Source organism: Tuberibacillus sp. Marseille-P3662 (genome assembly GCF_900178005.1).
Classification (GTDB): Bacteria; Bacillota; Bacilli; order Bacillales; family Sporolactobacillaceae; genus Marseille-P3662.
In genome coordinates, this window is the sequence record NZ_FXBS01000006.1 from 273,451 (window position 1) to 287,575 (window position 14,125).

Genomic DNA, 14,125 nt, shown 5'->3' on the forward strand with positions numbered 1-14,125 from the left:
TGCAACAACGGCTTAACCATAAGCCGAATATTTTTTATTTCCCAAAAACATATTTTAATGAAAGGAAGTCCTACATATGGATCAAGAGACCCAAACATTATTTAAGACTTTAACAGAACTACCGGGAGCGCCCGGATTTGAACATGACGTGCGTCAATTTTTAAAAGGCGAACTTAAAAAATACTCTGATGATATGATTCAAGACCGTTTAGGCAGCATCTTTGGTGTAAAAAAGGGAGATACTGAGGGGCCTAAGGTTATGGTTGCTGGTCACATGGATGAAGTGGGATTTATGGTCACGCAAATCACAGATCAAGGTCTTTTGCGCTTCCAAACATTGGGGGGCTGGTGGAGTCAAGTTTTATTGGCTCAACGGGTACAAGTGATGACGGACAATGGCGCCATCCCCGGTGTGATCAGCTCAATCCCTCCTCATCTTTTGGATGAGGAACAGCGCAAAAAACCAATGGATGTCAAGAATATGCTCATTGACATCGGAGCTGATGACCGTGAAGACGCCCAAACTTTAGGTATCAAACCTGGACAACAAGCGGTTCCAGTGTGCCCGTTCACGCCGATGGCGAACGATAAAAAAATTATGGCTAAAGCCTGGGATAATCGTTATGGTTGCGGTTTATCCGTTGAACTTCTCAAAGAATTGGCGAATAAACAGCTGCCGAATACATTATATTCGGGTGCAACGGTACAGGAGGAAGTTGGTTTGCGCGGGTCAAAGACGGCCGCTCATATGATTGATCCTGACATTTTTCTTGCCCTGGATGCGTCACCTGCTAATGATATGTCCGGTGATCAAAACGCTTTTGGACAACTAGGGGAAGGAACGTTATTAAGAATCTTTGATCGCAGTATGGTCACCCATCGCGGTATGCGGGACTATATTTTAGATACGGCTGAATCCAATGATATTCCTTACCAATATTTTGTGTCCCAGGGGGGGACTGATGCCGGAAGTGTTCATTTAAGCAACAATGGTGTTCCTTCGGCGGTTGTGGGGATTTGTTCACGGTATATTCACACATCAGCATCGATGATTCATGTTGATGATTATGCAGCTGCGAAAGAGTTGCTAGTCAAACTTGTACAGACACTTGATCACAATACAGTCCAGAAAATTAACAGCCAAGTATAATATTGGTCTTATTTGGAAGGAGAAAGACACCATTGACGACCCTTGCTATTGGTACGAAAAATCCAGCAAAAGTTAAAGCGGTAACACGATACGCTGAATCCCATTCAATGACCGTCCATCCGGTTAATGTAGATTCAGGTGTCAGTAATCAGCCGATGAATGATGCTGAGACACTGACAGGCGCAACAAACCGGGCAATGGGGGCACGGCAAGCTAATGGAAATGATTTTGGCATCGGCCTTGAAGGGGGTGTCATGACGGTCGGTAGAACAATGTATCTCTGCAGTTGGGGAGCGCTGACTGACCAAGACGATAATATTGTGACCGCTTCTGGAGCTCGAGTCACGTTACCTGAAACATTGTCAACAGGGATTCAGAAAGGCTATGAATTAGGTGATATTATTGACGACTTTGCTCAGCAGAAAAATATCAAGCAAAATGAAGGCACTATAGGTGTCTTGACGAATAATTTAATTAAAAGGGATCACGTTTTTTTCGAGATTGTCCAAATCCTGTTTGCCCAATATAAATATCCTATTCGTGATTAGCATGAATTAGAACCAACCGGCTCATTTTTTAAGCTGGTTGGTTTTTTGGTACTTAAAGAAAGTATGCACAACTAAGACTTGGCGATAAGTAAGTTTTCTTTATAATAGGGAAACATATTTCGTAGCGAATCTTGTCAAATATCCTATTTCCATTTAGGATATAAAAGAGAAAGTCGAAGCAGAGAGGGCAGATGTCAATGTGGAAACGTGGACTAATGATTACATGTCTGTTTGTGGTCTTAACAGCTTTATCAGCATGTTCACCGTCAAAGGACGAGGCCTGGAACGAAGCCGTTTCTAATGTTAAAGAAGTTCTCGAAGAGGCACCGAAAGATACTAATAAAGACAGAGAAAACTTCTCGTATTACAAGCCAGAGACATTCAGTATTACCGAGAAAACTCAAAGCAATATCGTTTTCGAATATGATGATCAAACTTATATATTATTTGTCAATCCAAATGAAAACAGGGAATCACGCTTGGGGTATCAATCGGTGAAACAAAAGATGGATAAAGCCGACCGTCTTCAAGCAATTGAAACAGGTGATGACTTTGGCTATATTAACATCAACATGGAAAAAGATAAACGGCCGGAACTGATTGTAAGTACAGGCGGCGTCAAAATGACAACCCGAACGGATCTTGATCATTTAGCTGAAGATGCTAAAACGATGATGAAGGTTGTTCACTCCATTCAACTAAAATAACATCTTAGTTTAGCAGATCTTGATTTAATGATACAATTATTTGTGTCGATTGTTAGGGTCACTAAAACTTCCATGATTCCATAAGAACGGGGGATGACCTATGGATAGTATCCAAATGAAAAAGCGCTTGGAAAAACGGTTGAAAACATCCGATCGCCGGATAACTTTTAATAAAAAAGAAGATAAATTGAGAATTGAAGATATCCATACAGAGAAAGGTATTACGCTGTCACTGCCGGGGGTGATCAGTCGTTACGAAAACAATCAGGACAAGGGCATTGATGAAGTCGTTTACTATGTAGATGAGGCCTTGAAAGTGATGCAAAACACCCAGCAACTTAAAGGAAAAGAGGACGCGATTTATCCTGTCATTCGTTCAACATCGTTTCCGACTGAGACGGGGGATGGCAAGCAATTGCTTTATAAAGATCATACTGCAGAAACACGTATCTTTTACGCTGTAGATTTGGATCAATCTTATCGTTTAATTGATCATGCACTTATGGAAGAAGAAGGTTTGCATGAACGTATTGTGGATGAGATGGCCCGGTTTAATTTACGTTCATTACCGTTTGAAGCCAAGAAAGATGTAGTTGCCGGAAATACATTTTTCTTTGTCAATTATAATGATGGTTATGATGCCAGCCGGATTTTGAATCCTGTGTTTTTAGATCAGATGAGGCAAAGGGTGACAGGTGAGATGGCAGTTGCTGTGCCTCACCAAGATGTGTTGATTGTAGCTGATATTCAAAACAATCAAGGTTATGATATTCTTGGACAAATGACAATGAATTTTTTCTCTAACGGCTATATTCCCATTACATCATTACCGTTCATTTATGAAGATGAGCAGTTAGAACCGATTTTTATACTGGCAAAAAATAAACCTAAGAACGAATAGCTATCATTGAAAGGAATGGACTAACCATGAATATATTCTATAACCCAGCAGGCATTGGTGACACACTGATTGTAACGATGAATACATCTGTGAAAGGTGAACGGCGAACGGAGCGTCGGAACAATGTCGCCAGGATTTATGATGACAAGAATGATAAGACATTAGGTTATAATATTTTTAATGCTTCGCATCAAATTGGACCAATTGATGAATATGGTGTTATTGAATTGGATGAGCCGATGGCCCGTCAACTGAATCAGCAGCTTGAGGCCGAACACTTTAACCCCGAGCTAAGTGCAGACGGGCTTCCTATGTTTATCACTGGCCATGTTATTGAGAAAAACCAGCATCCAGATGCCGATAAACTGAGTGTTTGTCAGGTTGATATCGGCAGGGAAACGCTGCAAATTGTGTGTGGTGCACCTAATGTTGAAAAAGGCCTTAATGTGGTTGTCGCCCGGGTAGGGGCCGTGATGCCCAGCGGTATGCTTATTAAGGACTCAAAATTACGTGGTGTTGCATCAACAGGAATGATTTGTTCAGCTAAAGAATTAGGATTGGCTAACGCGCCGGAAAAGAAAGGTATTCTTGAATTGCCATCAGATGTCGATACAGGAATTTCCTTTTATGGGCAAATGGACCACGAGTCTATGTCTAAGTGATTTCAGCTCTGCATCTTAGTGGTACGTCGATATGATTATATTAAGTGATGGTGATGGCCATGAGTAATTGGTTAAGACGACTTTTCGGTTTAGATGAAGATACGAGTCCTGTTGATTCAAAAGATGTCACCGGGGCTCATCATCAGTCTCATACATATCAAAGCAAACGATCTTCTGGTGGACACTTTGAAGATCCCTACCGGAAGTTATCGGTGCAAATGAAAAATAAATATCCTAAAGAAACGGTTACCAGGTCGACTAAGCCTCAGCATCATGCGCATGTGGAACAAGAATCGCATCGTTCAAAATCAAAGGAATCGTCTAATCGTGATCAATCAGTTGACAATGATTATGATCATAAACAGCCGTTTAAACTGACTGAAATCCCTTCACCTGTATATGGTTTCAATAAGCGGCCACAGAGACGTGACGATGTGCGATTCACCGAACCACCAGTGGATGATGAGCCCGAGGAATGGAGAGTTAATCAACAAGAAGAAACCGTGGAGGAACCTGAATCTCCTCAGTTAGATCCTGAAGAACAATACCCAATGGATGATGATGAATCACATGATCAACGAGAAGAAGAACAAACTGAGGCTCAGAATCGCCCGGCAACTTCAGTATCAGCAGAGCAAGATATAAAGCAGTCGGCGGCTCCTACTAGAAAACGCCAAAGAAATCCTGCAATTCCTTACAATGTATTAATGTTTCGGTCTGATAAAAGTGATGATAAAGGTGCTAGTGAGGACGCGGCACCAGGACCATCTAGTCAACCAGCGTTAGCACAAGATACTAATCCAGTACCACCTAATAAAGTTTCTCAGTCTCATAATCAAAAGCTGGACAAGCCTGATTTAAGTCTATTAAATCAGGCTGTTGATAGCCAGACTCAAGATGAACATTGGATTGAAGAGAAACAGAAGATTTTGATCGAAACACTGCAAAATTTCAATGTTAAAGCAGATGTTGTGAATCACATTCAAGGTCCGGCTGTTACCCGTTTTGAGATTCGTCTTCATCCAGGGGTTAAGGTCAATAAAGTGATTAATCTCACTGAAGATATCAAATTGAGCATGGCTGCAGAACAAATCCGAATCAGCCCTGTCCCGGGAAAAGATACGGTTGGTATTGAAATTCCTAATGAGTACCGTAAGCAAGTCCATTTGCGACAGCTGCTAGCGTCCGACGACTTTCAGACAGCCGCCTCCCCTTTAACCGCTGCTTTAGGTTTAGATGTGACGGGGCAAAATGTCGCAACAGACTTGAGTAAAATGCCGCACGGCTTGATTGCTGGTGCGACAGGATCAGGAAAAAGCGTCTGTATTCATTCATTAATTCTTAGTTTGATTTATAAAGCCGAACCTGAAGAAATGAGACTGCTATTAATTGATCCCAAAGTAGTTGAACTCGCTGTCTATCAAAATCTACCTCATTTGGCGTCACCGGTGATTACCCAGCCTAAGGAAGCTTCCATGTCTTTGAAGTGGGCGGTCGCCGAGATGGAAGAGCGGTATCAGCGGTTTGCTGACGCTGGGGTTCGTGATATTCAAAAGTATAATCAAAACGTAGATAATGGGAAAACCGATGGGGAGAAAATGCCATATATCGTCATCATTATTGACGAACTGGCAGATTTGATGATGACGAGTCCACAAGAAGTGGAGGAGTCGATTTGTCGAATTGCGCAAAAGGCAAGAGCGGCTGGGATCCATATGTTAGTTGCTACACAGCGTCCTTCTGTTGATGTGATCACCGGTTTGATTAAATCGAATATACCGACTCGGATTGCCTTTAGTGTATCATCACAAGCAGATTCGCGAACAATTTTAGATATGGGCGGTGCTGAACGCTTGTTAGGCAAAGGAGATATGTTATTTGCTGAAAATGGTGCAAGGGACATGCGCCGCGTGCAAGGCACCTTTGTGACTGATGATGAAATTGAGACAGTCGTTGATGCTTTCTCTGGATACGACCAGCTGCCGGATTTATTTGATCAGGAATCACTTAAACAACAATCCATAGATGCTACTGACGAACAGGATGACTTGTTTCATGAAGCCGGATTATTTGTTATTGAACAGGGGCAGGCTTCGGTATCAAGCTTGCAGCGCCGATATCGCATCGGATATAATCGTGCAGCTAGGCTTATTGACCAGTTGGAAATGGCTGGTGTTGTTTCCGAACAAAACGGAAGCAAGCCAAGACAAGTTTTACTTACCCGTGACGTATTTGAGACGGATAGTGCCGGAGCTTCCTCCGTATAACTTTTGACAAGGAGTCATCGATGGCTATGAAGGAAATAGAGTTGAAATTACAGGGCAAAATTAAAAGATTAACGAATAAAACTTTTAAATTTGATGAACGGGTTGGTGAAGGCTGGTTTTCGGCTGTCTATTTCATCAAATCTTGTGATATTGCCAGTGAATATAAGCCGGACAATATCGTAACCATGCAATTTTTTCAAAAGAAGCATGCTGTCTTATGCGGGACGGATGAAGCGATTGCGATAATTAAAACATTTGCCAAAAATGTGGAGGAACTTGAGGTCTATTCATTGAAAGACGGGGATAAAATTGAACCCTATGAAACGGTGTTAACCATAACTGGACCTTATCAAAATTTTGGCTTTTTAGAAGGTGTGATTGACGGTATTCTTGCCAGAAGAACGTCGGTTGCTACGAATGTCTATAATGTTGTTAAAGCCGCCCGCCAATCCGGTATTCAGAAACCGGTTATTTTCATGGGGGATCGTGATGATCACTTTACCCAACAAGCAGGAGACGGCTATTCAGCTTACATAGGTGGATCGACTGCTCAAGCTACTCATGCCATGAATGAATGGTGGGGGAAATATGGCATGGGGACCATGCCGCATGCCTTATTGCAATTATTTGAAGGTGATGTAGTTGCTGCTTGTCAGGCCTATCATGACCGCTATCCCGATGATGAAATCATGGCACTCGTGGATTATAATAATGATGTTATCGGCGACAGTTTAAAATTAGCACGTGTTTTTGGCGATCTGTTAAAATCAGTTCGCGTTGATACGTCCAAAAATATGGTTGACCAATACTTTCTACGAAACGACCATTTGCTGGGTAAATTTGATCCACGCGGCGTCAATCCAGAGCTTCTATTTGCGCTTCGTAAAGCGCTTGATGCTGAAGGGTTTCATCATGTTAAGATTGTGGCAAGTGGTGGGTTTACGATGGAGAAAATTAAGTCATTTGAAGAACAAAATGTTCCAGTTGACATGTATGGCATCGGTAGCAATTTGTTAAATATCAAGTATTCATTTACGGGGGATAATGTCCTTTTAAATGGGAAACACGCGGCCAAAGCCGGTCGGAAATATCATCCTAACCCCCGATTGGAGAAGGTAGAATAACTATTACGCATTTATAATTCATTATAGTTTCGTATAATATATAAGGAAAAGCAGGTAAGGCGCTGTTTGCACAAATTGGGCATAAAATGAATATATAATTACGAGTAGCCCGAGTTACTTTGGAGGTCTTTCTATGACGATATACCATTTTGTAGGCATTAAGGGTACAGGCATGAGTCCTTTGGCGCAGATTTTACATGATATGAACGAAACAGTTCAAGGTTCAGATGTAGAGAAGCGTTTTTTTACTCAAAAGGCATTGGAAGACCGAAATATTCCAATCATGACTTTCGATAAAAATAACATCAATGAAAATTTAACTGTGATTGCAGGCAACGCTTTTCCGGATCATCATGAGGAAATTCAGCAGGCAAGAGAGTTAGGAATTCCGCTTTATCGTTATTTTGATTTTCTAGGTGAATTTGCCCGTCAATTTACGAGTGTCGCTGTGACGGGGACGCACGGAAAGACATCGACAACAGGGTTATTAAGCCATGTCTTTAAAGACTATTTGCCGACGTCTTATCTAATTGGCGACGGGACGGGATACGCCGCTAACAATAGTCAGTATTTCATATTTGAGGCGTGTGAATATCGCCGTCATTTTCTCGCATATGATCCTGATTACAGTATTATAACAAATATCGATTATGACCATACCGATTATTTTTCGGATTTAGAGGATGTTGTGCAGGCATTTCAAGAGTTAGCATTAAAAGTTAAAAAAGGCGTGATTGCCTGCGGTGATGATGCTCATCTCCAGAGCATCAAAATCAATGTTCCTGTCATTTATTATGGTTTGGATGAAGAAAATGATTTTCAGGCAAGAAACATCGAACGATCAGAGCATGGAACAACATTTGATGTCCTTGTGAGAAATGATTATTACGGGACATTTACCATTCCTCAACACGGAACCCATAACGTGTTAAATGCTTTAGCTGTGATTGCTTTCTGTCATTATCAAGGCGTACCTACCGAACTTTTAAAGGCACGTTTAGCTTCTTTTCATGGAGTCAAACGCCGGTTTACCGAAAAATTATGGGGGAATCAAGTTATTGTTGATGACTATGCCCATCATCCAACCGAGATTAGTGCTACGATTGATGCAGCCAAGAATAAGTATCCCGAACGTGAGATTGTGGCCATATTCCAGCCGCACACGTATACAAGAACGAAGACCTTCATGGACGATTTCGCAACATCCTTGGAGGCAACTGATGAGGTCTATTTGTGTGATATTTTTGGTTCTGCACGCGAAGATAGCGGGGAATTAACTATTGAAGATTTGCAGCAGAAAATACCTGGTGCGCAGATTATTTCTGAAGCAGATATTGACACCTTAAGTCAGCACGATGCTGCCGTTCTTCTATTTATGGGTGCTGGTGATATCCAGAAGTATCAGGCCGCCTATGAAAATGCTCATCCGCAAAAATAGAGACTGTGCTCATCAGTCTCTTTTTTCTTTCTTCTACGGTTCATGTTAAAATTTATAGTATATTGTTTGATATTGGTTGAAAACTATAACAGATACGATACCCAAAAAGGAGGAAATGTTTGTGGAGGTCATTCTTTATCTTAGTGTCGCTTTGCTAGCCCTTGCTTTTGCCATATTGGTTTATTTTGTTGCTCAAACGTTAAAATCCGTTCAAAAAACGTTGTTAAATGTGTCGCGGACTATGGATCGTGTGCAACAACAAATGCAAGGGGTGACACATGAAACCACAGAATTAATACATAAAACCAATAAAATGGCTGACGATGCTTATGAAAAGTCTCAGCATTTAAACAGTGTTTTTCAATCTGTCGAATCACTCGGTGACTCTGTTAAAAAGGTTAATTCATCCGTTGACACCATCACTGACACAGTTAAAAGTAAGAGTGAGAAACATTCAGAGCAGATTGCCCGCGTTATGCAGTGGGGGGAAGCAGCGATTGATTTGTGGGGAAAATGGAAAGTCCGTAATCCTGAATCGTCAAATTCAGTAAGAGGGAGGAATACCGGCGATGAGTAATGGAAATGGGAAAAACTTTGTCAAAGGGGCAGTGGTCGGCAGTCTCGTTGGGGCAGTGACCGCCTTGTTAATGGCACCAAAATCAGGACAAGATCTCCGTGATGATTTGAGGTCTGCCAAAGACCAAGATGGGGATTGGACAACTTATGCCAAGCATAAATCTCAAGATTTGACTCGTGTGATTGCTGATCAATCCAATCAATTACTAGGGAAAGTGAAAGAGTGGCAATCTATCCGTGCGACTAATCTAAACAACGTAACTTCGATGCAAAACGATACAACCAACACGTATGAGCCAGGCGGTATTGAAATTCCTAAAAATGACTAAGATCATGATAGCCATTAACCTTGGCTGACTGCCTTTTCATGGGCAGTCTTTTTTTAGTAAAATAATTTAATACTTAAAAGCGTTTAAGAAATAAAGAAAAAAGTGATGACAAATCGTTATAAATTGTATATAATAGCCTCTAAAATAGTTTATGCCGAGCTGGAGGGATTGGAATGAGTCAGAATGAGATTGAGCAGCTGCGAAACAGAATTGATGAGTTAAATGATGAGTTGCTTGAAAAAATTAACGAACGTGCCAAGCTTGTACAAGATATTGGTTTTTTAAAAAAAGCCCAAGGTACGCCGCCGTATGACCCAATACGTGAGCGGGATATTTTCAATGATTTGGCTGAGAAAAATAATGGGCCATTTGCCACGGGGACCATTCAGCATTTATTTAAAGAAATTCTAAAAGCGAGTATGGAGCTGCAAGAAAATGACCATAAAAAAGGTTTGTTGGTGTCACGTAAACGGAAGCCGGAAGACACAACAGTATCCATAGGTGGTGAACAAATTGGAGACGGCAAACAAAGGCTGATAGCCGGGCCGTGTTCGGTTGAAAGTTATGAACAAGTAAAGAGTGTCGCGGAAGAGGTTCGGAAGCATGGATTGCCATTCCTACGCGGCGGAGCATTCAAACCGCGGACATCCCCGTATGACTTCCAGGGGTTGGGTCTTGAAGGGTTAAAGATTTTAAAACAAGTTGGCGATGAATACGATTTATCTATTGTCAGCGAAATTGTGTCTCCTAAAGATATTGAAACCGCTGAAGACTATTTAGATGTGATTCAAATTGGTGCTCGAAATATGCAAAATTTTGAACTGTTGAAAGAGGCGGGCAAATCCAATAAACCTGTTTTCCTAAAGCGGGGAATGTCAGCAACGATTGACGAATTTATGAAGGCGGCTGAATATATTTTCTCAGCCGGAAATGAACAGATTGTCTTATGCGAACGCGGTATTCGAACCTACGAGAAAGCAACAAGAAACACATTGGATATATCAGCTGTTCCGATTCTAAAACAAGAAACACATTTGCCTGTGTTTGTTGATGTTACCCACTCGACCGGGCGGAAAGATTTGCTGATTCCAACGGCCAAAGCAGCGCTTGCGATTGGAGCTGACGGTGTGATGGCTGAAGTTCATCCTGATCCATCTGTGGCGCTTTCGGATGCCCAGCAGCAAATGGATTTCGAGTTGTTTAACCAATTTATTTCCGAATTAAAAACACAGGGGTTACACACCTTTTCTCAAGTCTAAGCCTTGCATTTTGCAAGGCTTTTTTCAACAATTTTTTTACGGATCAACTCCATCAATTGACAAAATCCGTTAAACAACGTAGTGTTATAATGACTGTTAACGGTTAATACTATAACAGAATTACCTTGCAGTTTCCTTTACATACTAAAATGAATCATTTAAGATACATGAAGCCATAGGGTTGATTGATAAGGAGGAAAGTATTATGAGTGCGACGATTTATGATGTTGCTCGTGAAGCAAGTGTTTCCATGGCTACCGTATCCCGTGTGGTTAACGGAAACCCCAATGTCAAGCCGACGACTAGGAAGAAAGTGTTAGAAGCTATAGAAAGATTAGGATATCGTCCGAATGCTGTTGCAAGGGGACTGGCCAGCAAGAAAACGACCACTGTTGGAGTGATTATCCCTGATATCTCAAGTGTTTTCTTTTCAGAGTTAGCAAGGGGTATTGAGGATATTGCGACAATGTATAATTACAATATTATCCTATCTAATTCTGATCATAATAAGGATAAGGAACTTCATCTTCTACAGACGTTATTAGGGAAACAAGTGGACGGTATCGTCTTTATGGGTGGCAAGATTACTGAGGAGCATGTTGAGGAGTTCAAAAATGCGCATGTGCCTATTGTGCTGGCTGCGACGTTGGATGAAAGTGAACAAGTTTCATCGGTTAATATTGACTACAAGCAAGCGGCCTATGATGCCGTCAAACAGCTAGCTGATTCCGGCCATGAAGACATTGGTTTTGTCACGGGTCCGCTGAAAGATCCGATGAATGCCAATTATAAACTTCAAGGTTATAAAGATGCTTTGGAAGACCATCAGCTGGAGTATAAAGACCATTATGTCGCTGTCGGGGATTATACTTATGATTCCGGTAAAGAGGCTATGGAGCAGTTTTTAGCCTTGGACAAGCATCCAACAGCTGTTTTCTCAGGAACGGATGAAATGGCTCTAGGAGTGATTCACGAAATTCAGGATCAAGGGTTAAATGTACCGGGAGATATTGAAGTTATCAGTTCTGATAATACACGATTGGCCCAGATGGTTCGGCCGACATTATCAACAATCGTGCAGCCGATGTACGATATCGGAGCTGTTGCGATGCGATTATTAACGAAATATATGAATGGTGAATCCGTTGATGACCCGAATGTGGTTTTACCTCATCGGATTGAATACCGTCAATCGACTACGTAATCAACAGGCTGTCTCCAGAGGCAGCCTGATTTATATTTAAAAGAATGATATAAGAAAAAGGGGGCTGTCCATTTTGCGACGTCCCCTTTTTTGTAGTTTGAACTGAATAGGCACTCATAGCGGTTCAAAAATTTGATTTACATTTTGATATATTTTGATAATTAATAGGTTTTGTATTATAATAAGGTTGCAAACGATTTCAAGGAGAGTGAATAGACTTGAAAACAGAAGTAATACCTGCTAACCAAAAAGACCATAATCTCGACAATTACGAAGAAGTACGCCATAATTTTAATTGGGAAGATGTAGAAAATGCATTTACTTGGAACCGTACAGGTAAGGTCAATATGGCTTATGAAGCTATTGATAAGCATGCTGAACGTGATAGAAAAAACAAAGTGGCATTATATTTTTCAGATGGCGAACGGGATGAAACATATACATTCCTTGAAATGAAATCTTTGTCCAATAAAGCAGCACATGTTCTTAAGGATCAAGCCAATGTTGAAAAGGGTGACCGTGTCTTTATTTTCATGCCGCGTTCTCCTGAGCTCTATTTTACGTTGCTTGGAACATTGAAGATAGGCGCCATTGTGGGCCCGCTGTTTGAAGCATTTATGGAAGGGGCGGTTAAAGACCGGCTGGAAGACAGTGAAGCTAAGGTTATTGTTACAACCCCAGAATTACTCGACCGTGTTCCTGTCGATCAATTGCCGCATTTAGAAAAAATTGTTCTTGTCGGTGACAATATCGAGGAAAGTGATCAGTCAATTGATTTTAACCGCCATATGGCATCAGCAAGTTCGGAGTTTGATATTGAATGGATGGATCGGGAAGACGGTATGATTCTTCATTATACATCCGGGTCCACAGGGAAGCCGAAGGGCGTTTTACATGTTCATAAAGCTATGATTCAGCATTATCAGACAGGACGCTGGGTGTTAGATTTAAAAGAAGATGATGTTTATTGGTGTACAGCTGACCCTGGTTGGGTTACAGGAACTTCTTATGGTATTTTTGCGCCATGGTTGAATGGAGCATCCAATGTTGTCCGCGGCGGCCGCTTCAAACCAGGTGATTGGTATCAAACCATAGATGATTATGGGGTCACTGTTTGGTATACCGCACCTACAGCCCTTCGTATGTTAATGGGTTCTGGCGATGAACTCGTCAAACAGTATGATCTTTCAACTTTGCGCCACATCTTAAGTGTGGGTGAACCCTTAAATCCTGAGGTTGTCCGCTGGGGATTAAAAGTCTTTAATATGCGTATTCATGATACTTGGTGGATGACCGAGACCGGGGCTATCTTAATCAGCAATTATCCATCGATGCCGCTTAAACCAGGTTCGATGGGTAAGCCTATTCCAGGTACGGAAGCAGCGATTATTGATGATGATGGCAACGAATTACCAGCCAATCAAATGGGTAATTTAGCAATCAGACAAGGCTGGCCGTCAATGATGCGGTCGATTTGGAACCGACAAGAGAAGTATAACTCGTATTTTACACCTGAAGGATGGTACGTATCAGGTGATTCCGCTTATCAGGATGAGGATGGCTACTTCTGGTTTCAAGGCCGTGTTGATGATGTGATTATGACATCTGGTGAACGTGTTGGGCCGTTTGAGGTTGAAAGCAAGCTTGTTGAACACCCAGCCGTTGCCGAGGCCGGTGTCATCGGCGTCCCTGACCCTGTTAGAGGGGAAATTATTAAAGCCTTCATCGCTTTAAGTGCCGGCTATGAATCAAGTGATCAGTTAAAAGAAGACATTCGCACGTTTGTTAAAAAAGGTTTAGCTGCTCATACAGCGCCGCGGCAAATTGAATTTAAGGAAGGTTTACCAAAAACGCGCAGCGGTAAAATCATGCGTCGTGTGCTTAAAGCTTGGGATCTTGACTTGCCGACCGGCGACTTGTCAACAATGGAAAAGTAAGATCTAGCATACAAAAAGCCCTT

At 41.6% G+C, this 14,125-nt stretch carries 13 protein-coding genes; all 13 read left to right on the top strand.

The window, feature by feature from the left end; genetic code table 11:
* The first annotated feature begins 76 nt into the window (after window positions 1-76).
* The gene (locus B9Y89_RS09880; protein WP_085523071.1) at window positions 77-1,150 is read left to right on the top strand and encodes a M42 family metallopeptidase; all 1,074 of its coding nucleotides are present in this window, start codon (window positions 77-79) and stop codon (window positions 1,148-1,150) included.
* 32 nt (window positions 1,151-1,182) lie between these two features.
* Window positions 1,183-1,698, top strand: a complete 516-nt coding sequence (locus tag B9Y89_RS09885) for a DUF84 family protein (protein WP_085523072.1) — start codon at window positions 1,183-1,185, stop codon at window positions 1,696-1,698.
* A gap of 197 nt (window positions 1,699-1,895) precedes the next feature.
* Window positions 1,896-2,405 carry a hypothetical protein gene (locus B9Y89_RS09890; protein ID WP_085523073.1) on the top strand — a complete coding sequence of 170 codons (510 nt, stop codon included), beginning with the start codon at window positions 1,896-1,898 and terminating at the stop codon, window positions 2,403-2,405.
* Between the two features lie 100 nt (window positions 2,406-2,505).
* Complete coding sequence (locus B9Y89_RS09895) at window positions 2,506-3,306, top strand: DUF1444 domain-containing protein (protein ID WP_085523074.1); 801 nt, start codon at window positions 2,506-2,508, stop codon at window positions 3,304-3,306.
* A gap of 26 nt (window positions 3,307-3,332) precedes the next feature.
* Entirely contained in the window at window positions 3,333-3,968 is a 636-nt protein-coding gene (gene ytpR / locus B9Y89_RS09900; RefSeq protein WP_085523075.1) for a YtpR family tRNA-binding protein, read from the top strand.
* Window positions 3,969-4,027: 59 nt separating this feature from the next.
* Entirely contained in the window at window positions 4,028-6,235 is a 2,208-nt protein-coding gene (locus B9Y89_RS09905) for a DNA translocase FtsK (protein WP_085523076.1), read from the top strand.
* 26 nt (window positions 6,236-6,261) lie between these two features.
* On the top strand, window positions 6,262-7,359 hold the full coding sequence (locus B9Y89_RS09910) for a nicotinate phosphoribosyltransferase (RefSeq protein ID WP_085524694.1): 1,098 nt from the start codon (window positions 6,262-6,264) through the stop codon (window positions 7,357-7,359).
* A 133-nt stretch (window positions 7,360-7,492) separates the two neighbouring features.
* A complete protein-coding gene (murC, locus tag B9Y89_RS09915) occupies window positions 7,493-8,797 on the top strand; it encodes a UDP-N-acetylmuramate--L-alanine ligase (RefSeq protein ID WP_085523077.1) in 1,305 nt (434 codons plus the stop codon).
* A gap of 121 nt (window positions 8,798-8,918) precedes the next feature.
* Window positions 8,919-9,374, top strand: coding sequence for a DUF948 domain-containing protein (locus tag B9Y89_RS09920; RefSeq protein ID WP_085523078.1), 456 nt, complete (start codon window positions 8,919-8,921; stop codon window positions 9,372-9,374).
* Complete coding sequence (locus tag B9Y89_RS09925; RefSeq protein WP_085523079.1) at window positions 9,367-9,702, top strand: YtxH domain-containing protein; 336 nt, start codon at window positions 9,367-9,369, stop codon at window positions 9,700-9,702. The genes B9Y89_RS09920 and B9Y89_RS09925 overlap by 8 nt, the downstream gene beginning before the upstream one ends.
* Before the next feature lie 173 nt (window positions 9,703-9,875).
* Window positions 9,876-10,961, top strand: a complete 1,086-nt coding sequence (locus B9Y89_RS09930) for a bifunctional 3-deoxy-7-phosphoheptulonate synthase/chorismate mutase (protein WP_085523080.1) — start codon at window positions 9,876-9,878, stop codon at window positions 10,959-10,961.
* 205 nt (window positions 10,962-11,166) lie between these two features.
* Window positions 11,167-12,165, top strand: coding sequence for a catabolite control protein A (ccpA, locus tag B9Y89_RS09935; RefSeq protein ID WP_085523081.1), 999 nt, complete (start codon window positions 11,167-11,169; stop codon window positions 12,163-12,165).
* A gap of 218 nt (window positions 12,166-12,383) precedes the next feature.
* On the top strand, window positions 12,384-14,102 hold the full coding sequence (acsA, locus tag B9Y89_RS09940; protein ID WP_085523082.1) for an acetate--CoA ligase: 1,719 nt from the start codon (window positions 12,384-12,386) through the stop codon (window positions 14,100-14,102).
* Window positions 14,103-14,125 lie beyond the last annotated feature (23 nt).

Bases quoted from the DNA above. Each gene is read 5' to 3' on its own strand.
- B9Y89_RS09880 (WP_085523071.1), top strand. From the start codon at position 77: ATGGATCAAGAGACCCAAACATTATTTAAGACTTTAACAGAACTACCG.
- B9Y89_RS09890 (WP_085523073.1), top strand. From the start codon at position 1,896: ATGTGGAAACGTGGACTAATGATTACATGTCTGTTTGTGGTCTTAACA.
- B9Y89_RS09895 (WP_085523074.1), top strand. From the start codon at position 2,506: ATGGATAGTATCCAAATGAAAAAGCGCTTGGAAAAACGGTTGAAAACA.
- ytpR (WP_085523075.1), top strand. From the start codon at position 3,333: ATGAATATATTCTATAACCCAGCAGGCATTGGTGACACACTGATTGTA.
- B9Y89_RS09905 (WP_085523076.1), top strand. From the start codon at position 4,028: ATGAGTAATTGGTTAAGACGACTTTTCGGTTTAGATGAAGATACGAGT.
- B9Y89_RS09910 (WP_085524694.1), top strand. From the start codon at position 6,262: ATGAAGGAAATAGAGTTGAAATTACAGGGCAAAATTAAAAGATTAACG.
- murC (WP_085523077.1), top strand. From the start codon at position 7,493: ATGACGATATACCATTTTGTAGGCATTAAGGGTACAGGCATGAGTCCT.
- B9Y89_RS09925 (WP_085523079.1), top strand. From the start codon at position 9,367: ATGAGTAATGGAAATGGGAAAAACTTTGTCAAAGGGGCAGTGGTCGGC.
- B9Y89_RS09930 (WP_085523080.1), top strand. From the start codon at position 9,876: ATGAGTCAGAATGAGATTGAGCAGCTGCGAAACAGAATTGATGAGTTA.
- ccpA (WP_085523081.1), top strand. From the start codon at position 11,167: ATGAGTGCGACGATTTATGATGTTGCTCGTGAAGCAAGTGTTTCCATG.